At 31.9% G+C, this 19899-nt stretch carries 23 protein-coding genes and 1 tRNA gene; 11 read left to right on the top strand and 13 right to left on the bottom strand.

Going from position 1 to position 19899, the window contains the following annotated elements; translation table 11 throughout:
* Nucleotides 1–66 precede the first annotated feature (66 nt).
* From ACZ5VL_RS03945 to ACZ5VL_RS03905, 9 genes are all read right to left on the bottom strand, one after another.
* Nucleotides 67–822 carry an SDR family NAD(P)-dependent oxidoreductase gene (locus tag ACZ5VL_RS03945; RefSeq protein ID WP_464200078.1) on the bottom strand — a complete coding sequence of 252 codons (756 nt, stop codon included), beginning with the start codon at nucleotides 820–822 and terminating at the stop codon, nucleotides 67–69.
* A 142-nt stretch (nucleotides 823–964) separates the two neighbouring features.
* Nucleotides 965–1639: a DUF799 domain-containing protein gene (locus tag ACZ5VL_RS03940; protein WP_464200077.1), complete on the bottom strand. Its 675-nt coding sequence runs from the start codon at nucleotides 1637–1639 to the stop codon at nucleotides 965–967.
* On the bottom strand, nucleotides 1636–2013 hold the full coding sequence (locus ACZ5VL_RS03935; RefSeq protein WP_464200076.1) for a DUF4810 domain-containing protein: 378 nt from the start codon (nucleotides 2011–2013) through the stop codon (nucleotides 1636–1638). The genes ACZ5VL_RS03940 and ACZ5VL_RS03935 overlap by 4 nt, the downstream gene beginning before the upstream one ends.
* Entirely contained in the window at nucleotides 2013–2666 is a 654-nt protein-coding gene (locus tag ACZ5VL_RS03930; protein ID WP_464200075.1) for a CsgG/HfaB family protein, read from the bottom strand. Before ACZ5VL_RS03930 ends, ACZ5VL_RS03935 begins: the two co-directional genes overlap by 1 nt.
* 69 nt (nucleotides 2667–2735) lie before the next feature.
* Nucleotides 2736–3494 carry an ATP-binding cassette domain-containing protein gene (locus ACZ5VL_RS03925; protein ID WP_464200074.1) on the bottom strand — a complete coding sequence of 253 codons (759 nt, stop codon included), beginning with the start codon at nucleotides 3492–3494 and terminating at the stop codon, nucleotides 2736–2738.
* On the bottom strand, nucleotides 3495–4247 hold the full coding sequence (locus ACZ5VL_RS03920) for an ATP-binding cassette domain-containing protein (RefSeq protein ID WP_464200072.1): 753 nt from the start codon (nucleotides 4245–4247) through the stop codon (nucleotides 3495–3497). It lies immediately after the preceding gene.
* The gene (locus tag ACZ5VL_RS03915; RefSeq protein WP_464200070.1) at nucleotides 4244–5041 is read right to left on the bottom strand and encodes an ABC transporter permease; all 798 of its coding nucleotides are present in this window, start codon (nucleotides 5039–5041) and stop codon (nucleotides 4244–4246) included. The genes ACZ5VL_RS03920 and ACZ5VL_RS03915 overlap by 4 nt, the downstream gene beginning before the upstream one ends.
* Nucleotides 5038–5988 carry an ABC transporter permease gene (locus ACZ5VL_RS03910; protein ID WP_464200069.1) on the bottom strand — a complete coding sequence of 317 codons (951 nt, stop codon included), beginning with the start codon at nucleotides 5986–5988 and terminating at the stop codon, nucleotides 5038–5040. Before ACZ5VL_RS03910 ends, ACZ5VL_RS03915 begins: the two co-directional genes overlap by 4 nt.
* Before the next feature lie 8 nt (nucleotides 5989–5996).
* Nucleotides 5997–7538 (bottom strand): ABC transporter substrate-binding protein, encoded by a 1542-nt coding sequence (locus ACZ5VL_RS03905; protein WP_464200067.1) that lies wholly within the window; start codon nucleotides 7536–7538, stop codon nucleotides 5997–5999.
* Between the two features lie 198 nt (nucleotides 7539–7736).
* Here ACZ5VL_RS03905 and ACZ5VL_RS03900 point away from each other — a divergent pair, with 198 nt between their 5' ends.
* From ACZ5VL_RS03900 to ACZ5VL_RS03870, 7 genes are read left to right on the top strand one after another with little or no spacing between them, the layout of a single operon-like run.
* Complete coding sequence (locus ACZ5VL_RS03900; protein ID WP_464200065.1) at nucleotides 7737–9359, top strand: HAL/PAL/TAL family ammonia-lyase; 1623 nt, start codon at nucleotides 7737–7739, stop codon at nucleotides 9357–9359.
* A gap of 10 nt (nucleotides 9360–9369) precedes the next feature.
* Nucleotides 9370–9600 carry a hypothetical protein gene (locus tag ACZ5VL_RS03895; protein WP_464200063.1) on the top strand — a complete coding sequence of 77 codons (231 nt, stop codon included), beginning with the start codon at nucleotides 9370–9372 and terminating at the stop codon, nucleotides 9598–9600.
* 48 nt (nucleotides 9601–9648) lie between these two features.
* Entirely contained in the window at nucleotides 9649–11211 is a 1563-nt protein-coding gene (locus ACZ5VL_RS03890; protein WP_464200062.1) for a flavocytochrome c, read from the top strand.
* The gene (locus tag ACZ5VL_RS03885) at nucleotides 11205–11588 is read left to right on the top strand and encodes a cytochrome c3 family protein (protein WP_464200061.1); all 384 of its coding nucleotides are present in this window, start codon (nucleotides 11205–11207) and stop codon (nucleotides 11586–11588) included. Before ACZ5VL_RS03890 ends, ACZ5VL_RS03885 begins: the two co-directional genes overlap by 7 nt.
* Before the next feature lie 9 nt (nucleotides 11589–11597).
* Entirely contained in the window at nucleotides 11598–12161 is a 564-nt protein-coding gene (locus ACZ5VL_RS03880) for a cytochrome c3 family protein (RefSeq protein WP_464200059.1), read from the top strand.
* Nucleotides 12162–12170: 9 nt separating this feature from the next.
* A complete protein-coding gene (locus ACZ5VL_RS03875; protein ID WP_464200058.1) occupies nucleotides 12171–13757 on the top strand; it encodes a sensor histidine kinase in 1587 nt (528 codons plus the stop codon).
* On the top strand, nucleotides 13747–14439 hold the full coding sequence (locus ACZ5VL_RS03870) for a response regulator transcription factor (RefSeq protein ID WP_464200057.1): 693 nt from the start codon (nucleotides 13747–13749) through the stop codon (nucleotides 14437–14439). Before ACZ5VL_RS03875 ends, ACZ5VL_RS03870 begins: the two co-directional genes overlap by 11 nt.
* 12 nt (nucleotides 14440–14451) lie before the next feature.
* On the opposite strand, the gene ACZ5VL_RS03865 is transcribed toward ACZ5VL_RS03870, so the two are convergent.
* The 4 genes from ACZ5VL_RS03865 to der form a co-directional block, all read right to left on the bottom strand.
* Nucleotides 14452–14527: transfer RNA gene (locus ACZ5VL_RS03865), tRNA-Ala, on the bottom strand.
* Between the two features lie 57 nt (nucleotides 14528–14584).
* The gene (gene trpS, locus ACZ5VL_RS03860; RefSeq protein WP_464200056.1) at nucleotides 14585–15556 is read right to left on the bottom strand and encodes a tryptophan--tRNA ligase; all 972 of its coding nucleotides are present in this window, start codon (nucleotides 15554–15556) and stop codon (nucleotides 14585–14587) included.
* A complete protein-coding gene (locus ACZ5VL_RS03855) occupies nucleotides 15553–16077 on the bottom strand; it encodes a shikimate kinase (protein ID WP_464200055.1) in 525 nt (174 codons plus the stop codon). The genes trpS and ACZ5VL_RS03855 overlap by 4 nt, the downstream gene beginning before the upstream one ends.
* A complete protein-coding gene (gene der / locus ACZ5VL_RS03850) occupies nucleotides 16061–17449 on the bottom strand; it encodes a ribosome biogenesis GTPase Der (protein ID WP_464200053.1) in 1389 nt (462 codons plus the stop codon). Before der ends, ACZ5VL_RS03855 begins: the two co-directional genes overlap by 17 nt.
* 101 nt (nucleotides 17450–17550) lie before the next feature.
* Between der and ACZ5VL_RS03845 the strand changes: the two genes are divergently transcribed.
* The 4 genes from ACZ5VL_RS03845 to ACZ5VL_RS03830 are packed head-to-tail and all read left to right on the top strand — an operon-like array spanning nucleotide 17551 to nucleotide 19895.
* Nucleotides 17551–18444 carry a DMT family transporter gene (locus ACZ5VL_RS03845; protein ID WP_464200051.1) on the top strand — a complete coding sequence of 298 codons (894 nt, stop codon included), beginning with the start codon at nucleotides 17551–17553 and terminating at the stop codon, nucleotides 18442–18444.
* An 8-nt stretch (nucleotides 18445–18452) separates the two neighbouring features.
* Nucleotides 18453–19250 (top strand): 3-deoxy-8-phosphooctulonate synthase, encoded by a 798-nt coding sequence (gene kdsA, locus ACZ5VL_RS03840; RefSeq protein ID WP_464200050.1) that lies wholly within the window; start codon nucleotides 18453–18455, stop codon nucleotides 19248–19250.
* Nucleotides 19247–19570: an SMR family transporter gene (locus ACZ5VL_RS03835; RefSeq protein ID WP_464200049.1), complete on the top strand. Its 324-nt coding sequence runs from the start codon at nucleotides 19247–19249 to the stop codon at nucleotides 19568–19570. Before kdsA ends, ACZ5VL_RS03835 begins: the two co-directional genes overlap by 4 nt.
* A 1-nt stretch (nucleotide 19571) precedes the next feature.
* Entirely contained in the window at nucleotides 19572–19895 is a 324-nt protein-coding gene (locus tag ACZ5VL_RS03830; protein WP_464200048.1) for a DMT family transporter, read from the top strand.
* Nucleotides 19896–19899 lie beyond the last annotated feature (4 nt).

The raw sequence follows: 19899 nt of genomic DNA, 5'->3' as shown, positions 1-19899 counted from the left end.
AAATGTATTAATTTCTTGATTTAAGCAAAATAACTTTATTTTCTAAATATCATAAATTTTATGAAATTAATGGTTAAATAATGGATCACTAAGTTTAAATGTAAAATTTGTAACATCTATCAATCCAACCACTTTGTCGCTATTATATAGTTCCATTAAAAATTCAGCCATTTCCTTGCTTGTATGATATTTACCAAAGTGCGAATCGTAGTCGTATTCTTTGACATCTGATGCTATTTTTCCAAATTCGGTTTTTGTAGCAGCCGGTGCTAAAACCTTAGCTTTCATTGGGTTATTGTTTGCTTTTAGTTCCAAAGCCAAGCCTTCCGTAAAAGCGCTAACATAAAATTTACTCGCGCAATATGTTACGGCATTTGCAACAAGCATATATCCGCCTCTTGATGATATGTTTATTAGTTGTGCTCCCTTGACATCTTTATAGTCGTGTGTATACAAACTTGATAAAATAGTTAAAGCTTCAATGTTTAATTGGATTAATTTTAAAATTTTTTCTAAATTTTGATTGGCAACACTGTCATAGTTACCAAAACCTGCATTATTAATCCATGTTATAATATTATAAGATGATAAATCTTGATAAAGTTTAAAAACATTTTTTGCTTCAGTAAGATCAGATGTTTTAATAACAATATCTAATTCTGGAAAATTAACTAAAAGTTCTTTTTTTAATTTTTCCATTCTATCCTGGCGTCTAGCAACCAAAATTAAATTGTGACCTAATTGCGCGAACAGTTTAGCAACTTCCAATCCAATACCAGAACTTGCTCCAGTTATACACGTATATTTGCTAGATTTTAGCATATTAACTACCTTTATATAAATTTTCTCATTTCAATACAAGCTAAACTTTTAAATTGATTTTTAACTTTTCATCTTTTTATTATAACTAAAAATAAAATACTTAAAACCAAACTAAAAAGCGAAATTTGCTTTTTAGTTTATTTTACTGTTTATTAAGTTGTTTATCTTTGCCAAAATTTGGAGATCTATGCCCATATAAAATACATTTATAGCAGTCTGTAGAAAATGTCATAATATCAGTAGCTACTGCAACTTTATAAGCATTGTCAGTTATGTCATTTAAAACTTGTGCTATCATTGCATTTATTAACATTCCTAGAATATTATTATTTCCCTGATTTGCAGATTGGGTTACTCTTTCACTTCTATCCCAAATCATATGAGTATTATGTAAATCTATAAGTTTTACCGAAATATCAATGGTTGTTTGAGAATCAAGTAGGACATATTTTGAGCCATATTCTTTTATATTGATAAATAAAACACTATCAGCTCCGTAAATTTCTTTTAGTTTATTTAATGAAACATGAGATATCTCTTCACCGCTAAAAATGCCATTACTTTTAAATGTTTCATTTACCAAAGCAACTGGAAATACATAATATCCAGCCTCACTTAAAGGCAAAACACTATTTGTCAAAATCGCAGTTGCTGCTTTTGGCTCAAGTGATTCATTTGTTGGCATAACTACCAAAATCGACTTTGGTCTAGATTGTAAAAACTTTGAATAATCATAAACATCTGGCTCTTTTGGCGCACAACCAGTAAGTAAAAACAGTACCAAAAATGATAAAATAGTTAAAAATTTAATTCTCATTTTTTATCCTTTTTGATTTTAGCATTAGGCTTAGCTTTATTTCTTTTTAGAAATTCTATGTATTGTTTAGATTCTGGAAAAAGCTCTGCTTCTTTGTCTAAATACTCAAAAAATTTAGCATCATTGCCATTTTTATGATACATTAACCCCAAATGAGCATACAGTCCTGGCGGGAGTTTCTCGTTTTTCTGATATGCTTTTTGTATGTATTTTTCAAGACTATCTATTTGTTCATTTATATCACCCTCTTCATTAAGATAATTATAAATTGAACTCTCATAACTTGCATCCCAGTAATAAATAGGCTTTTTAGAAGGTGCACATCCAGAGAAAATTAGCAAGATAGTAGATAAAACCGCTATTTTAACTCTCATTACCACTCTTTTTTGTCAAGCCCAGAAGCAAGATTATTTACAGCTTCATTTATAGAAAGGCTTAAAACTTTACCATTTAGAGTCGCATCATATCCAGCAGTTCCGCCAAAACCTATAACTTCACGATTTGAAAGTGAGTATTCACCAGCACCTTGAGCAGAATAAACTATTTGAGATGTTTTTACATCAACTACATTTAAATTTACTTTTGAATAAGCAACTTGAGTTTTACCACGACCTAAAATACCAAAAAGCTGGTGATCGCCAACAGTTTTTCTGCCAAATTCAACCACATCGCCAGTTATAATATATCTAGCACCTTTTATATCCTGTGCTGATTTAGAAAATTTGCTTTCTTGCGCCATTGTTTTTAAATTTGTTCTATCTAATACATTAAATCTACCGCTTTGTTGCAAACCTGTAGCAAGTATTGTTTGAGCTTGATTTCCAAGCCTATCTTCTCCATCTGAAAAAATTCCGTTTTGATATGATGATTGGTTATTAAATCTGCCAATTGAGACAGAAATTTTCTCACCTTGATAATTAACCTTTGATATCTCAACTTTTGGGCTTTCTACAACTCTTGATTGTTCAGTTGCACACCCTGTAAATACTATAGCAGCACATATTGCAATTAAAATTTTTTGTTTCATTTTTAAACCTTATAGTAAAATTTTAAGGCAAAATATACCTTAAAATTTATAACAGCGATATAAATTTGATTATTTTTTTATAGCTTTTTGAAATTTGATATAGTGTTTATTTTGTTTCGCGCCTTCAAAAGTTCCACTATATACAACTTTTCCATCTTCTAATATAAGAGCCTTTTTACATAAAAACTCCGCCACTTCAAGGTTATGAGTTATAAAAATATAAGAAATGTTATAGGTTTTTTTAAGCTCTTTTAATAAGATAAGAAGCTTTTTTTGATTTAAAAAATCAAGTCCACTTGTTATTTCATCAAGGATTAAAAACTCAGGTTTTATGATAAGCGCTCTTGCAAGCGCCACTCTTGCTGCCATTCCACCACTTATCTCATAAGGTTTTTTATCTAAAATCTCTTCTTTTAGCCCTAAACTTTCAAGAGTTTTTAAAAGTTCTGTTTTATTTAATTTAAGATTAAAATTTGAGTAAACATCTTTTAAAAGCTGCTTTACACTTCTTTTAGGATTAAGTGATAAATTTGTGTTTTGAAAGACATATTGGATATGTTTTCTTTGTTTTCTTTGCTCTTTAAATTTAAGCTTAGCTAGACTTATACTATCAAGGAAAATTTCTCCCTCATCCCAACTCTCAAGCATACAAAGCATCCTAGCAAGAGTGCTTTTCCCACTTCCGCTGATTCCAAGGATTGCTAAATCCTCGCCACTTTCTAGCTCAAAGTTAATACCATTTAAAACCTCAAGTTTTTCATAAGGCTCTAAAATATGCCTTTTTATCATATAATTTTTATGTAAATTTATAACTTTTAGTCGTTTCATCTAGTTAAGCTTTCCACACAAAATCTCTTTTGTTAGCTTTTCTTTAGGACGATCAAATATCTCGCTTTTAATGTTTTGCTCGATTATTTTACCGCCATCAAACACACAAACCTCATCAGCAAGTTCATAAATCACATTTGGATCATGTGTTATGATAATAAAATTTAACTCATCTTTAAGCTCTTTTAGAATGTTAATGATATTTTGCGCATTTATACTATCAAGCGAACTTGTTATCTCATCGCAAATTAACATCTTTTGTCTCATGCATAAATTTAACGCGATCTGTACTCTTGCTAGCATTCCGCCACTTATTTGCAAAGGAAACTCATGCCAGATAAGCTCTGGATTTTCAAAGCCAAGGCGAGCAAGCGTGTCAAATGTAACCTTTTTTATCTCATTTATATCTTTGTAATGATTTTTTAGGCTAGTTATGAAAATATCACCAATGTTATAAAGTGGATGAAAGCTCTCTCCAGCATTTTGAAATATAAGTCCAACATCAAATTTGCGGTAATTTACAAGCTCTTTTTTACCAAGCGATAAAACGCTTTTACCAAGCACTTCGAATTTATCTACATTTATACTAAATTCATCTCCCAAAAGATTTATAAGAGTTCTAGCAAACATTGATTTACCACTACCACTTTGTCCTATTATGCCAAGAGTTTTGCCGTTTTTTAACCTTAAGCTTATGTTTTTTAAGATGCGGTTATTTTTATAAGTGAGATTTAGGTTTTGGATGTTTATCATGCATAAACCCTATCTTTTTGCTCTATGAAATTTCCTATGTAAAGCACGCATATGATGAGTAAAAACAGCACAATTCCAGGATAAAATATGATCCACCAAGCGCCAACAAACATAGCATTTGTCGCATCATTTAGCATATTTCCTAAACTTGCTTTGCCAACTGGCACGCCAATACCAAAAAAGCTAAGCACAGCCTCAGTTGCTATAGCGTGAGCGAAATTTATACTAAAAAATACCATCAAAATGCTAAGTAAATTTGGCAAAATCTCTTTAAAAATGATATTTAGTTTTGAGCTACCAAGCACGATGGCAGATTTTACAAACTCACAGCTTGAAATTTTTTCATACTCATTTCTCATAACTCTTGCTATTTGCATCCATAAACTAAGCGAGATTATAACTATCATATTTAACACGCCAGCGTCCAAAATAGCGCTAAAAAACATGATAAAAAGCATCATTGGCATAGCTAAAAAGCCATCTACAATCCTCATCATAATGTGGTCTATAAATTTTGGAGAAATTGCCGCTATAAAAGCATAAACAAGCCCTATAAAACAGCTAAAAAAAGCACTAAAAAAGCCAACTATAAGCGAAATTCTAAGAGCGAATAAAATCCTAGTAAAAAGATCTCTTCCAAGGATATCTGTGCCAAAAATATGAGCAGAATTTGGCGCAAGTTTAGCAAAGTCAAGAGCTACTTCATCAGGGTTAAAATGCGCTATATTTGGCGCAAAAATAGCTAAAATCACAAACACAGCAATAAGCAAAAAAGCAAAAATAAACTTTTTCATAAGCTTTTTTGCCCCCTATTTATGATGATACAAAACACTTTTGCAAGTAAATTACCAACTATTGCAAAAACAGCAGTTAGTAAAATAATAGCTAAAATCACGGAGTAATCTTTGCTAAGTATCGAAGTTATAGCAAGCTCCCCAAGTCCTGGATATAAAAAAATGCTCTCTATGATGTATGAGCCAGTTATTAGCGCGGCAAAATTTGCTCCTATAAAGCTAATTATAGGCACTAAAGAGTGCTTTAAAACGCCTTTGTAAATATCAAATTTGCCAACACCTCTTGCAAACATAGCATAAACAAAAGGCTGTTTTAACGAGCTTAAAAAACTGCTTCTAACTATCCTTATGTAAAGTCCGATATGCGAAACAAAAAGCACAAGAAGTGGCAAAACCATATGATAAGCTCTGCTTTTTAAGCTATCATCGCCAAGTGCATGAAGTCCGGATGTTGGTAAAAATCCAAAGTGAACTGAAAACACCATTATTGCCATTAGCGCTATCCAAAAAGATGGCATACAAACAAAACCAAATGAGATAAAAGTTATCGCGTGATCTATAAATTTATTTTCATTTAGTGCACTCATTATGCCAAAAACAAATGAAAAAACGACAAGAAGAAGTAAATTTAATCCATTTAAAACTATGGTATTTAAAAATCTCTCACTAAAAAGCTCACTCACACTTCTAAAATCTATAAGCGAATAGCCAAAATCACCGCTTAACGCGTTTTTAAGCCATGAAAAATACTGCACCAAAAATGGCCTGTCAATACCGAGGTTATGAGAAATTTGCACTCTCATAGCCTCACTTACCGCCTCAGGTCTTGAAAACATCGCATAAACCGTATCAGTTGGCAATAGATACGCAACTAAAAATATAAAAAAACTAAGGCAAAAAAGTAGCACTAGCGCTGAAATTAGCTCTTTTAGTATAAGATTTCTCAAACTTTATACTACTCTTTGATCCAATCTTTCACATTCCAAGCAAAGCCGCCACCGTGATGACCTAAGACATGTGGTTTTATACCTGAAATTTTAGCATTATAAACTAGTGGAAACTCCAAATACGAAATAAATATAAATGGCGGATTTTCATGAATTGCCTCTAAAAATTTACTATAGTAGACTTTTCTATCTTCAATTTTTGCCAAACTTCTAGCCTTAGAAAGCGTTTCATCAACAGTGCTATCATGATAATGGCTGTAGTTCCAGCCATTTGGATCTATAGCGCTATCAGCAAATCCACCAAAAATCCTATATGTATGAAAATCAGGATCAAACGGAGAGCCCCAACCTATCATAAATGTATCAACTTTTCCTATCTCAAATGAACCTTGCGGTTTAGCATAAGCTGTAGCATTTACACCTATTTTTTGAAAATCACTTGCTACAATGTTTGCCAAGCTTACGCGCAAAGGATCTGTATTGTAAGCATAGATGCCAAATTTGAGCTCTTTGCCATCTTTTTCAAAATATCCGTTTTTGTTTTTACTCCAGCCACTATCTTGCAAAATTTTCACAGCTTTTTGCGGATCGTAGTTAAATTTAGGAACGTTTTTGTCATTTGCCCAGCTTTTTTCGATAGGGTTATTTGCAGCAGATCCATAACCGTGCAAAACATTTTTTACTATGCCGTCTTTGTTTACAGCGTAACTTAAAGCAATACGAATATTTTTATCTTTAAAAAGTTCATTTTTCATATTAAACATCAAAGCTCTATAATCTGCACTATTTTCTTTTAAAATTTTTAAATTTGGATTACTTGCTAGTTTGATGGCCATATTTGGCTCACTTAACGCTACATCTAACTCACCTTTTTGTAATTGCATAGAAGCAACATTAAAATCAGGTACAAATTTCATATAAATATTTTTTGTTTTTGCAACACCGCCATAATATTTATCAAAAGCTTCAAATTTAAGATATTTGCCTCTTTTCCACTCTGTTAACTTATAAGGTCCTGTACCAATTGGAGCTTTGTTGTAATTATCGGTGGTTAAATCCTTGCCATCTAAAAGATGCTTAGGAAGCATTCCTATACTAAGAGCTGACAAAAGAGGTTCAAATGGTGTTTTTAGAGTAATTTTAATTTTAGTTGGACTTAAAACCTCAACTTTATCAATTGGTTCGTAGTTGGCTTTTGCCGGAGAGCTAAGCTTTTTATCAAGCGCAGTTTTTATAGTAAATTCAACATCTTCGGCACTAAACTTCTGTCCATCGTGCCAATACGCATCATCTCTTAATTCAAATGTATAAGTTTTTCTATCTTCACTTATTTCCCAGCTTTTTGCAAGATCTGGGACTATTTGCATATTTTCATCATGTGTTGTAAGTCCTGAAAATATGAGATCTAATGCACTATCGTGATCCTCATCAAAAAGTGGGTTTATTCTTGGTGTTTCATTTTCTACACCGATGATAATGGTATCATTTTTAGCTAAAGATGCGGTATTTAGCATAAAAAATGATAAAAAGATAAATAATATTTTTTTCATATTATGTTCCTTGTTTAAAAATTTTTATCATTGTAACATAAATTTTATAAAAATAATACTATGCATATAAAGTTTAAAATTTGTCTTTGTATGGATATATTAATTTTATGAAATATAAAGTGTAACTTTAATAAAAAATTACTTTTTAGAAATTATATTTTTTTAATATTTGATAATTTTATTTTATTAGGAGGGAAAATGTTTAACATTAGAACTTTTTCTATTATAATGGCGTGGGCTTTGAGCCTTAGTGCTTCAACTATAACCTTAAATGGCGAGAATATCTCATCAAAAGATATTGTAGAAATTTCAAATGGGGCAAAAGTTGAAATTTCAGACAAAGCTTACAATAAGGTTAAAAAAGCACATGAAGTATTACTAAATGCTGCTAAAGATGGACAAAAAATTTATGGTCTTACAGTTGGCGTTGGTCTAAATAAAGACAAAAAATTTGTTGATACAAAGGGAAATTTAGATGCTGAAGTTATCAAAGCATCAACTGACTTCAACATTGGTCTTATCCATGCACACTGTGGTGGTGTTGGGCAAGATATGCCACTTCAAACTGCTCGCGCTGTACTTGCAACAAGACTAAACAATATGCTTTTTGCTGGCGCTGGTGTGCAAGAAGAAGTAATAAATTTATACAAAGAGTTTTTAAACCAAGACATTATACCTGTTATGCCAAGCGTTGGTTCTATAGGAGAAGCTGATATCACGATACTTGGTCATGTTGGTCTTGCTATGCTTGGTGAGGGTTTTGTGTATTATAAAGGCGAAAAGATAGCTGCTAGCGAAGCCCTTAAAAAAGCTGGGCTTAAAAAACTTTCTCCATTTGGAAAAGATAGCCTTTCTATCTTGAGTTCAAATGCATACTCAGCAGCTCTTGGTGCATTTGCACTTGAAGATATGAAACAAGCGCTTAAAATTTCAAAACTGGTTTTTGCTTTAAGCATTGAAGCTTTCAATGGAAATATAGCTCCATTTTCAAAAGAAGCTACAAATTTAAGACCTTTCCCTGACTTTGTAGAGACTACAAAAGAGTTAAGAGAAATTTTAAAAGATAGCTATCTTTGGGATAAAGATGATGAAAGAGCATTGCAAGATCCACTAAGTTACCGTGGTGCTTCGTATTTTTTTGCAGCAATGAAAGGCTCTATCAATACACTTGAAAATTTAATGAAGATTCAGCTTAACTCATCTGATGATAATCCTGGAATTTCTTTAGAAAAAAGCTCAGAAACTGATAAATTTCAAGAGAAAAAACTATTTACAAAAAATGGCGCTGTAGTACCAACATCAAATTTTGAACCGCTACTTTGGATTATCGAGTTTGAAAAAGCATCTATCGTTTTAGCTCACAACTCAAAAGCATCAGCACATCGTACTATCAAGCTTTCTAATGATGGCTTTACACATTTAAGTAGATTTTTAGGCACAGACAAGACAGTTCATGCTTTTGGCGCTATGCAAAAACCATTTGTTGCACTTGCTGGAGAAAATGATTTCCTAGCAAACCCAATCTCACTTAATTATTCGCCAGTAGCTGGAGAGATAGAAGATATTGCCACAAATGCTCCTATGGTTATAATAAAATTACAAAAGCAACTTGATAATTATTACCATATACTTGGCATGGAACTTATGCACGCAGCTCAAGCAATAGATCTTAGAAAAGCTAAAAATCCAAATTTAAAACTATCAAAAACTACACAAAAACTATATGATGAATATAGAAAAATCATAAAATTTGTAGATGTTGATAGACCATATACTGATGATTTCAAAAACTCAGCCAAATTTCTAAAAACATATAAATAAGGCAATAAAAATGAAAGATGTTAAAACTATATATGAAATGTTTTCAATACAGATAGAAAAACTTGGGTTAACAGCTATTTACGGTACAATGAAATATAAAGCCGATACTAGCAATAAGTCTTACAAAGAAAACCATATCATAGAAAGTTTAAAATCTTTCTTGATATATGATCTATTTAAAGTTCATGTAGGATATCAAAATCTAACCCAAGTTGGTGCTGATTTAACATATAGTTTTTAAACCCTAGTCCACTTTTGTGGCTTATTAAAAAACAAAAAAGGTGAATTTATGAAAAGTAGAAGAGAATTTTTAAGCACTCTTTCTTTGCTAACTGCTACAGCCGCTATGCCTAGTTTTGCTACAGCTGATATAAAAAATGCAGACATAAAGTGGGATGAAGAGTGGGATGTGCTTGTGGTTGGCTCAGGTTTTGCAGGATCTGCTGCAACATGTCAATCACTAGATGAAGGCGCAAAAACGCTAATGATAGATAAAATGCCAGTTCTTGGAGGAAACTCGGCCATTAATGGTGGTGCTTTTGCTGTTGTAAACTCTAGTTTTCAAAAAGATCGTGGCATAAAAGACTCGTATGAGCTTTATATAAAAGATATATTAAAAGCTGGTCTTGGCTTAAACAGAATAGATTTAGTTGAGGTTATAGCAAAAGGTGGTGCTTCTGCATATCAGTTTACGCTAGACAAAGGAGTGTATTATAGAAATGCCCTTGGTCAGTTTGGCGGACACTCTGTCCCTCGCACTATTTGGCCAGAAATAAACTCGGGTGGAAAAATAACTATACCACTTCAAGAATACGCAATGAAACATGGTGCTATTATTCGCACAAGAGTTATACTAGATGACTTTGTTTTTGATGATAGTGGCAAAGTAATAGGTGCTAAAGTTCGCGAAAACTACGATTTTAACTTTGATACAAATATTAGCGAAGATGAGAATAAAAGTGGCGTTGTTAAATATTATAAAGTAAATGGTGGCATTGTAATGGCAAGCGGTGGATTTGCCTATGATATTAAATTTAGACAAACAATTGATCCAAAACTAACAGCTGACCTAGACTGTACAAACCACTACGGCGCAACTGCTTACGCACTAAAAACGATGATGAAACATGGTGTACAAACAGTAGATCTTAACTGGATACAACTTGGACCATGGGGAAGCCCAGATGAAAAAGGCTTTGGCATAGCTCCTGTATTTGCCATACCTGCATTTAGCTATGGCGTAATGGTTGATGCAAGAACTGGAAAAAGATTTGTAAACGAGCTAGCTGACCGTAAAATTCGTTCAGACGCGATTTTAAAAATCCACAAAAATGCAGATGGCAGCATAACTCACCCAGTTGTAATATGTGATAGCGTAGGCGCACAAGGTACAACAAAAGCAAATGTGTATCGCGGCATTCACAAAGGTGTCATAAAGGTATTTGATACCATTGAAGAATTAGCACAATATTATAATATACCTTATGATGGACTTAAAAAAACTATCGATGATTACACAAGATATGCTAAACATGGCAAAGATGAAGAATTTGGTAAACCATTCTTTAAATTTAAAGATATCATTCCAGATCTTACAAAACCACCATTTTACGCATGGAAGGCCCTTCCAAAAGTTCACCACACAATGGGTGGTGTAAAAATAGACACAGAGGCCAGAGTTTATGGCAAGTATGACAAGCCTATAGTTGGTTTATTCGCCGCTGGTGAAGCTGTTGGTGGACCACATGGTGCAAGCAGACTTGGAAGTTGTGCGATACCTGATTGTTTAGTATTTGGAAGGATTGCTGGCAAAAATGCTGCAAATTTAGCAAAAAAGGATAAAAAATGCTAAAAATAATAAAATTTATTTTACTTATTTGTATCGGTTTTGGAACATATTCTTTTGCGGATACTAATAAATTTACAAAAGAAAACTATCCGATAAAAGCTCATCATGAAAAGCTAAATTTTGACTGCAAAAACTGTCATAAAGAAGATGATCCAAAAGACTATAAACCACTTACCACAAGCGAGTGCTTAAGCTGTCACAAAAGCTATAAATATTTAGCAGAAAGAAGTGGACATCTAGGATATGATGATAATGTTCACGCAAGTCCACACTATCCAAATTCAGACTGCAATATCTGTCATAAGTCGCACAAACCATCAAAAAATTACTGCGTAATGTGTCATTCGCAAGATACGATGAAAAAACTATTAGTACCATAAGGAGATATGATGAAAAAGTTAAAACTAATACTTATGCTTGCAGTATTTGCCTTTGTGGTATTTTTCGGTGGTAATTCACTAATACATGCAACAAGTGATGATAAATTTTGTTCAAGCTGTCATGAATGGATGGACCCAATGGTAAAAACATATTCTCAGGATAAACATGGAGGAACAAATAAGCATGGGCTAAAAGCAAGATGTGTTGATTGCCACTTACCACACGATACTTATATAGGATATGTGTTTCAAAAATCTATAAATGGTGTAAGAGAAATAACACATATGATATTTAATGATGCACATAAGATGGACTGGGAAGCAAACCGTAAAAATAGAGAAAAATTTGTATATGATAGTGGCTGTTTAAGCTGTCATGAAAATATTTTAGATATAAACTCAACTAACCAAAATATAAATGACATGCATGCAAAATATAGTGAATTTAAAAATACTCAAAATATAAGTTGCGTAAGTTGCCATAAAACAGTTGGTCATAAAAATTTAGGTAAAATACTATATGAAATTAAAAATCCACCTGTTGGCAACTGGGAGGATGAGGATAAGAAATAGAGATTAAAAATGAGTGAAAAATTTTATAAAAATAATCTTTTTTTGATATTTTCACTCATATTTTTGTCCCTAATGATAGGTCACTACATACTCAATCGCTCATTTGCAAAAGAAATTTTAATAAACGAGCGATTGTGGATCTTAAAAAGTAGCGGTAGCCGCATAGAAAAATGGCTAGAAAATAAAAAATCAAGCCTTGAGGGTATAAACTCTCTAATTTATAAATTTAACCCTCAAACTCACGAAAAAATAATAAAAGATATATTTGAACAAAGCCAAATAATTGCAAATTTTGCAAGCGTATATGCAGGCTATGAAAGCAATATAACAATTTCAAGTAGAAAATTTAACCGCCCTAAAAACTATACTCCAACATCTCGTCCTTGGTATAAAAACACAATAAAACAAGATAAAATTTATATAACAAAGCCATACTTAGATGTAGGCTTAAAAACATCTGTTATATCTATATGTCAAAGTATAAAACAAGATAATATACTAAAGGGTGTGCTTTGTGGAATACTATCTTTTAATGACATAAAAAATGAAATTTTAGACCTAAGACTTGAAAATGGTTTTATATTTTTAATGGATGAAAATCACAATATTTTGCTACATTCAGACGACAAGTTAGAACAAACTAAAGCCAAATTTAATATCCCAAATTTAGATATATATAATAAACAAAACTATGAAACAGATGATGAAATAATTATATTTAAACCGCTTGAAAACTCCAAACTTATTTTGGTAGCAAAAACTTTTAAAAAAAATATTTATACCAAGATAAACAAGCAATTTATAATAAATTTCGCTATATATACCATAAGTATTTTTTCCTTTTTACTGCTTATGTATTTTTACAATCAAAAAGATCAAGAAAATGAAAGAATACTATTTCAACAAACAAAAATGGCGGAACTTGGAGAGATGATAGCAACTATATCTCACCAGTGGATACAGCCATTAAATTCTCTTGGTATATTTCTTGGAAACCTTATACAGTTTAAAAAACACGGTAAATTAAGTGAGGAAATATTTTATGACAACATACATAGATCTTTAGGAATTATAGATTATATGGCTAAAACCATGGATATATTTAAAAACTTCTACCGACTAGAAACAAAACCGCAAGTTTTTGATATAAAAGAAGCGATAAATGATACTATATTTATACTATTTGCACAAAAAAATAAACTTGATATCAAAGTAATTGTAAAACAGGGTGTAAATACTGAGTGTAAAAACTACATCAACGAATTTAAGCAAATAATTGCTTGCTTGATTCAAAACTCAAAACAAGCATTGCAAGATAGTAAAAACAACAAACACGCAAAAATAGTTATATCTATAAACCAAAATGATAAACACTTTGAAATACGCATTATAGATAATGGAAATGGTATAAAAAAGAGTCTAAAAGATAAAATTTTTACTCCTTTTGTAAGTACAAAGGCTGGCAGTGGCCTAGGTCTTCATATATCAAAACTTATCGCTATGCAAAAATGCAAAGGCGATTTAAGTATTGTAAATTTAAAAAATCCGACGATTTTTATACTAAAAATAGCAAAAAAGGTTGAAAATGATAGATGAAAGTATCCTTACAAAACTAAAAAATATCTCTGTTTTGCTTGTAGAAGATGACGAAAATACGCGAATAGCAATCAAACAATCCCTTGAGTTTTATTGTAAAAATATCAAAGTAGCAAAAGATGGCTTAGAAGGCTTTGAAGAATACTTCAAAGGCGGATATGATATCGTTATAACTGATATAAATTTACCAAAACTAAACGGTCTTGAGATGATAGAAGAGATAAAAAAAAGAGCCCCACATGCAATTTGTATAATCATCACTTCATACGATACAAGCGAAAACATACTAGCTTCTATAGAGCTTGGTGCATATAATTATTTAAGAAAACCATTTAAGATAGAAGAGCTTCAAACAACCATATTGATGGCTACAAAAAATATATATGAAAATCAAATTTATTTAGGAGAAACATACAGATACGACTTGCAAAACAAAGCACTTTTTAAAGATAATAAGCAAGTAAATTTTACAAAAATAGAAGCAAAACTATTTTTCTTACTTGTTAGTAACATAGATAAAATAGTAAGCTATGAGGTTATAGAAAATTTTGTATGGAATGAAAAATCTATGAGCAGTGAAGCACTTCGTATGGTTGTAAAAAAGATTAGACTAAAAACAGATAATAATATTATAGAAAACATTTCTGGTATTGGATATGTAATGAAAAGAAAAGATAATTAATTAAGTTTTATATGGTGGAGACGAGCAGGATCGAACTGCCGACCTCTTGAATGCCATTCAAGCGCTCTCCCAGCTGAGCTACGCCCCCAAAAAGTAGTCTTAGATTTTAGTGCATTTTACACTAAAAGTCAAGACTAAATAAAAATTAATGAGGAATTCCAGCACATTTTCTTACTTTTTCCATCATCTCTCCTGCTACTTCTTTTGCTTTATCAGAACCTATACTCAAAAGATAATAAACTTCATCTGGATGAGTTATAAAATATTCATATTTTTCTCTTGCTTCTTTAAAATACTCAAGAACAATTTCATTTAAATACATTTTAAAATGGCCGTATCCTTCGCCACCTTTTTCGTATCTTGTTTGAAGTTCTTTTTGCCCGTTTTCATCTAAAAATAGTTTTGCTATATTATAAACATTGCAGTTTTTCCACTCTTTTGGATCTTCAAGAGCTGTACTATCTGTCACAATAGAACTTATCTGTTTTTTTAAAGTCTTATCATCAACAAATATATCTATAGTATTTCCGTAGCTTTTACTCATTTTTGCACCATCAGTACCAAGAACTGTTGCAACATTTTCATCTACTTTAGCTTCTGGCATAGTAAAAATTTCACCATGAATATTATTAAATTTAAGTGCTATATCACGCGCAATTTCCACATGTTGAATTTGGTCTTTGCCAACTGGAACAAAATTTGAGCTATATAATAAAATATCAGCAGCCATTAAAACTGGATAACTAAAAAGACCATGATGTGCATCAAAACCTTTTGCTATTTTATCCTTATATGCATGAGCACGTTCTAAAAGTCCCATTGGTGTATACTGACTAATAACCCAATAAAGCTCTAAAACATCTTTAACATCGCTTTGAACCCAAAATGTGCTTTTTTCTGGATCAATTCCAAGGGCTAGAAAAGCGCAAGCTGCTTCAAAAGTGCTATTTTTTAGCTTCTCTCCATCGCTTACACTTGTCATTGCATGGTAGTTTGCTATAAACATAAACATTTCATCGTCGCTGTTGTTTTGCCTATCAACCATCGGTTTTATAGATGCGAAATAATTTCCTAAATGTAATTTTCCAGATGGTTGAAGTCCTGTAAATGTTCTCAAAATTTATCCTTTATCAATGTTTTTATCTCTTTTGCTATCTCTTTTGGTGTTTTATTCTCCACATTTACTACAAAATCGGCCTTGCTTTCATACAATGGATCTCTTTGATTATGTAGATTTTTTGCACTTTGTAAATCTTGTAGAAGTGGTCTTTTTTTAAATTTAATACTTGAATTTTCACTATTTTCAATACGTTTTATAATATAATCAAACTCAGCTTTTAGATATATTATGGTACCAATTTCATTTAAATTTTGAGCCTTATAAAACCCGCCTCCTGTAGAAATAATAGCATTATCTACACTTGCTAGTAAAAAATTAGCTAAATCAATTTCGAGCTTTCTAAAGTACTCTTCTCCAAATTGTTCAAAGATTTCTCGTATCTTCATATTGGCTAGACTTTCTATCATATCGTCACAATCAATAGCAAAAAGCCCAGTTTCTTGATATAGTGCTCTTGCAACAGTTCCTTTACCAACACCCATAAAACCGATTAATATTATATTATTTTTCTTCTTCATCTTTGTTTTTATTCTTTGGTATTAAAACTACAGGAACTCCTGCCAAATTGTAACTTTCTCTTAGTTTATTTACGATATATCTTTTATAGCTAAAATGCAAAGATTTTGGTCGATTCATAATAAGAGCAATTTTTGGAGGAGCATATCCAAACTGTGCTGCGTAGTAAATTTTTACAACTTTACCTTTTTCCCTTGGAATCGGGTGTTCTTTTATCGCATTTGCAATAACATCATTTAATTTCGAGGTTTGGAGTTTTTGCGTAAAGTTTTTATAAATATCTAGTATTAAATCATATATTTTATGAACTCTTTTTCCTCCGAGTGCAGATACGCTTATGATTGGAGCATAGCTTAAAAACTTAAATTTATCTCTTATAAGTGCGCTTAACTCATCAAATTCTTTTTCGGTTTTATTTTCCCATTTATTTAATATTATAATGATACCAAGTTCAAATTTAGCTGCAATTCCTGCTATTCTCTCATCAAGCTCGCTTAATGGATCAGAACTATCAAGAACCAAAAGAGCAATATCGGTATTTTCTAGTATTTTCTCAGTTCTATTTAGCGCAAATCTCTCAATACCTTCTATTTTTCCACGCTTTCTAATACCAGCAGTATCTACAAACTCAAAAACTCTGTCATTGTAAACATATATTTCATTTACTGGATCTATCGTGGTTCCTGCAACTGAGCTTACAACACTACGGGAATCTTTTACAAGAGCATTTAGTAAGCTGCTTTTACCTACATTTACGCGTCCTATTATACCAACTTTTATATTTTTACTGTCATAATCTTCATTTTTCTCAGTTAAAATTTCACCTTCATCTGTGCAATAATTCTCCAAAAAGTCATCAAAACTCTCTTCATTATCTGCTTTTTTTGCTTTAGGCAAAAGTTTATAAATCCATTCTTTTAGCTCATCAACACCAGCATTATGGCTAACTGATATACAAAATGTATCCGCACATCCAAAAGAGTCAAATTCCCATCCGCGCTCTTCATCTTTTTTACTATCAACTTTATTTACAACCAAAGTTATGGGTTTATTTAGTTTACAAAGTGAATAAAAAAGCATTTTATCTTCATCTTGTGGCATAAGTTTACCATCGACCATGAAGACAATAATATCAGCATTTTTAGCCTCATCTAGCGTTTTTTTAGCAACATTCTTAAAAAGTTCACTACTATCATCAAGTCCGCCTGAGTCTATCAAGATACAATTTTTATCAAAAATTTCAATCTCTGTTTTATTTGTATCTCTAGTAGTTCCACTAATATCACTAGTTATGGCAATCCTTTTGGCTGCTAAGCGGTTAAAAAGTGAACTTTTGCCAACATTTGGTCTGCCTATTAGTATAACTTTTTGCACTCAATATCCTTAAATCTAAAGCTACATTATACATAAATTTACTTAAATTTATAAATCTTAAGTAAGATTATAATACAATAACAGCTTTATAAAGGAAAGATATGCTACACCGCTTTTTGATGCGAAACCTTGGTGCATATTACATGGTTTTAGCATCAGCTTTTTTTGCCATAACAGGAGCTTTTGCCAAACTTTTAAGTTCATCCATGAGTTCTGTTGAAGTTTCTTTTTTTAGAAATATTGTAGGGCTTGCTATAGTACTTGCAACTATCTACAAATATGGCACTCACAACAAAAATGGTAAACTTTTTTTACTATTTTTAAGAGGCTTTTTAGGCACCATTTCTATGCTTGCATTTTTTCACAATATCGCTCACATAGGACTTGCCGAAGCATTTACATTTACCAAAATGGCTCCTATGTTTTTAGCACTTTTTGGTGTAATATTTTTCAAAGAAAAAATAAGTTTTTTATCTTGGTTTGGAATAATTTTTGGTTTCATAGGAATTTTACTGATAATGCAACCAAATTTAGGCTTTAAAATAGGACATGCTATGGGTCTTATAAATGGACTTTTAGCTGCCATGGCATATCTTAGCGTGCATGAGCTAAGAAAATATTATGATACAAGAACTATAGTTTTATCATTTATGCTATCTGGAACAATCATACCAATAGTTTTTATGACAATAGCTGAATTTATACAAACTCCACCATTTTTTAACTTTATGTTTGCCAAATTTATAATGCCAACGCCAAGTATGTGGTTTTTTATCATTTTAATGGGAATTGGGGGCTTACTTTTTCAAACATATATGACAAAAGCATATGCAGCTTCAAGGCATGCAGGAACTGTGGCTGCAATTGGATACTGCGATGTTATTTTTTCCATGTTAATAGGGTTTATCATGGGTGATAGCTTGCCAAATTTAATGGCATTTTTTGGTATAATAGTTGTTATCATTAGCGGTGTGATAGTAGCTACACAAAAATAGGAGAATATATGATTTTAATAGCTGGACCTTGTGTAATAGAAAGCAAAGAGTTAGTTTTTGAAGTAGCAAAAAGATTAGAGGGTTTTGCAAATGATGATAGAATAGAGTTTTATTTCAAATCAAGCTTTGATAAAGCAAATCGCACAAGCATAGGCTCATTTCGCGGACCAGGACTTCAAAAAGGATGCGAGATTTTAGCTGAAGTAAAAGAGAAATTTGGATACAAAATTCTAACAGACATACATGAAAGCTACCAAGCTGAGCCTGTCAGTAAAGTTGCTGATATCCTTCAAATCCCTGCATTTTTATGTCGCCAAACTGATCTGTTAGTTGCTGCTGCCAAAACAAAAAGTATAGTAAATATCAAAAAAGGGCAGTTTTTAGCACCAGATCAGATGAAACATAGCGTTAAAAAAGTTCTTGAAACAAGAGGCGAAAGTGGCGAAGGTTTTGAAGTGGCAAAGAAAAATGGTGTTTATTTAACAGAAAGAGGAAGCACTTTTGGATACGGAAATTTAGTAGTTGATATGAGAAGCTTGGTTATAATGAGAAAGTTCGCTCCTGTGATATTTGATGCAACTCACAGTGTTCAAATGCCAGGAGGTCTTGATGGAAAAAGCGGAGGAGATGCTAAATTTGTACCTTATCTCGCAAGAGCAGCTGCAAGCGTTGGTGTAGATGGGTTTTTTTATGAAACGCATATAAATCCGTGTGAAGCACTTTGCGACGGTCCAAATATGCTAAATTTAAAAGAGCTTGAAAAAGTTGTAAATGATACCCTAAAAATACAAGAAATTTTAAAATGATCGCAAACAAGGGTTTTGCGTTAGTTATATTTGGAGCTGTTTTAGAGTGTGGTTGGGTTTATGGGCTAAAATACGCTAACTCAAATTTAGAATATCTCATAACTGCTCTAATTTTAACTATTAGCTTTTTTACTTTTGCATTCTCTTTTAAATTTCTCTCACCAAGCGTTGCTTATACGCTTTATATAGGGCTTGGTACAGTTTTTGTAATGTGTGCAGAAATAGCAACTGAGATTGCAAATGGTAGAAATGTAGAAATTTTAAGAGTGTTTTTTATATTTACATTAGTTTTTGGAATTTTAGGACTAAAAAGGTGCTAGATTGAGTTATTTGATACTTATTTTAGCAGGAATTTTAGAAATGCCAAGCGTATATTTTAATGTTAAATTTGTAGAAGTAAATGGAATTTCAAATAAACTTTTTAATGCGATAATGATAATGCTATCCTTTGGAAGTTCTATGCTTCTTTTGCGTTATGCTATGAAAAGCATACCAATGAGCGTTGCATACTCTATTTGGACTGCCGTTGGAGTGCTTGGGGCGGTTTTAGTTGGAGTGATGTTTAGAGGTGAAACAATGGATGCCAAAAAACTATTTTTTATAGCTATAATAATATTTAGTGCTATAATGCTTAAAATTATTTAAGGAG

The sequence above is a fragment of the Campylobacter sp. GTC17093 genome, from assembly GCF_055397635.1.
Note: the sequence above shows the minus strand (reverse complement) of the source record. Positions and strands in the feature narration are given on the sequence as shown.

Coding starts and splice junctions, on each gene's coding strand:
- ACZ5VL_RS03870 (WP_464200057.1), top strand. CDS start 13,747: ATGATAGATGAAAGTATCCTTACAAAACTAAAAAATATCTCTGTTTTG.
- ACZ5VL_RS03905 (WP_464200067.1), bottom strand. CDS start 7,538: ATGAAAAAAATATTATTTATCTTTTTATCATTTTTTATGCTAAATACC.
- ACZ5VL_RS03855 (WP_464200055.1), bottom strand. CDS start 16,077: ATGAAGAAGAAAAATAATATAATATTAATCGGTTTTATGGGTGTTGGT.
- ACZ5VL_RS03935 (WP_464200076.1), bottom strand. CDS start 2,013: ATGAGAGTTAAAATAGCGGTTTTATCTACTATCTTGCTAATTTTCTCT.
- ACZ5VL_RS03875 (WP_464200058.1), top strand. CDS start 12,171: ATGAGTGAAAAATTTTATAAAAATAATCTTTTTTTGATATTTTCACTC.
- ACZ5VL_RS03880 (WP_464200059.1), top strand. CDS start 11,598: ATGAAAAAGTTAAAACTAATACTTATGCTTGCAGTATTTGCCTTTGTG.
- ACZ5VL_RS03835 (WP_464200049.1), top strand. CDS start 19,247: ATGATCGCAAACAAGGGTTTTGCGTTAGTTATATTTGGAGCTGTTTTA.
- ACZ5VL_RS03945 (WP_464200078.1), bottom strand. CDS start 822: ATGCTAAAATCTAGCAAATATACGTGTATAACTGGAGCAAGTTCTGGT.
- ACZ5VL_RS03885 (WP_464200061.1), top strand. CDS start 11,205: ATGCTAAAAATAATAAAATTTATTTTACTTATTTGTATCGGTTTTGGA.
- kdsA (WP_464200050.1), top strand. CDS start 18,453: ATGATTTTAATAGCTGGACCTTGTGTAATAGAAAGCAAAGAGTTAGTT.
- ACZ5VL_RS03920 (WP_464200072.1), bottom strand. CDS start 4,247: ATGATAAACATCCAAAACCTAAATCTCACTTATAAAAATAACCGCATC.
- ACZ5VL_RS03845 (WP_464200051.1), top strand. CDS start 17,551: ATGCTACACCGCTTTTTGATGCGAAACCTTGGTGCATATTACATGGTT.
- ACZ5VL_RS03890 (WP_464200062.1), top strand. CDS start 9,649: ATGAAAAGTAGAAGAGAATTTTTAAGCACTCTTTCTTTGCTAACTGCT.
- ACZ5VL_RS03915 (WP_464200070.1), bottom strand. CDS start 5,041: ATGAAAAAGTTTATTTTTGCTTTTTTGCTTATTGCTGTGTTTGTGATT.
- ACZ5VL_RS03940 (WP_464200077.1), bottom strand. CDS start 1,639: ATGAGAATTAAATTTTTAACTATTTTATCATTTTTGGTACTGTTTTTA.
- ACZ5VL_RS03895 (WP_464200063.1), top strand. CDS start 9,370: ATGAAAGATGTTAAAACTATATATGAAATGTTTTCAATACAGATAGAA.
- ACZ5VL_RS03900 (WP_464200065.1), top strand. CDS start 7,737: ATGTTTAACATTAGAACTTTTTCTATTATAATGGCGTGGGCTTTGAGC.
- ACZ5VL_RS03925 (WP_464200074.1), bottom strand. CDS start 3,494: ATGAAACGACTAAAAGTTATAAATTTACATAAAAATTATATGATAAAA.
- ACZ5VL_RS03930 (WP_464200075.1), bottom strand. CDS start 2,666: ATGAAACAAAAAATTTTAATTGCAATATGTGCTGCTATAGTATTTACA.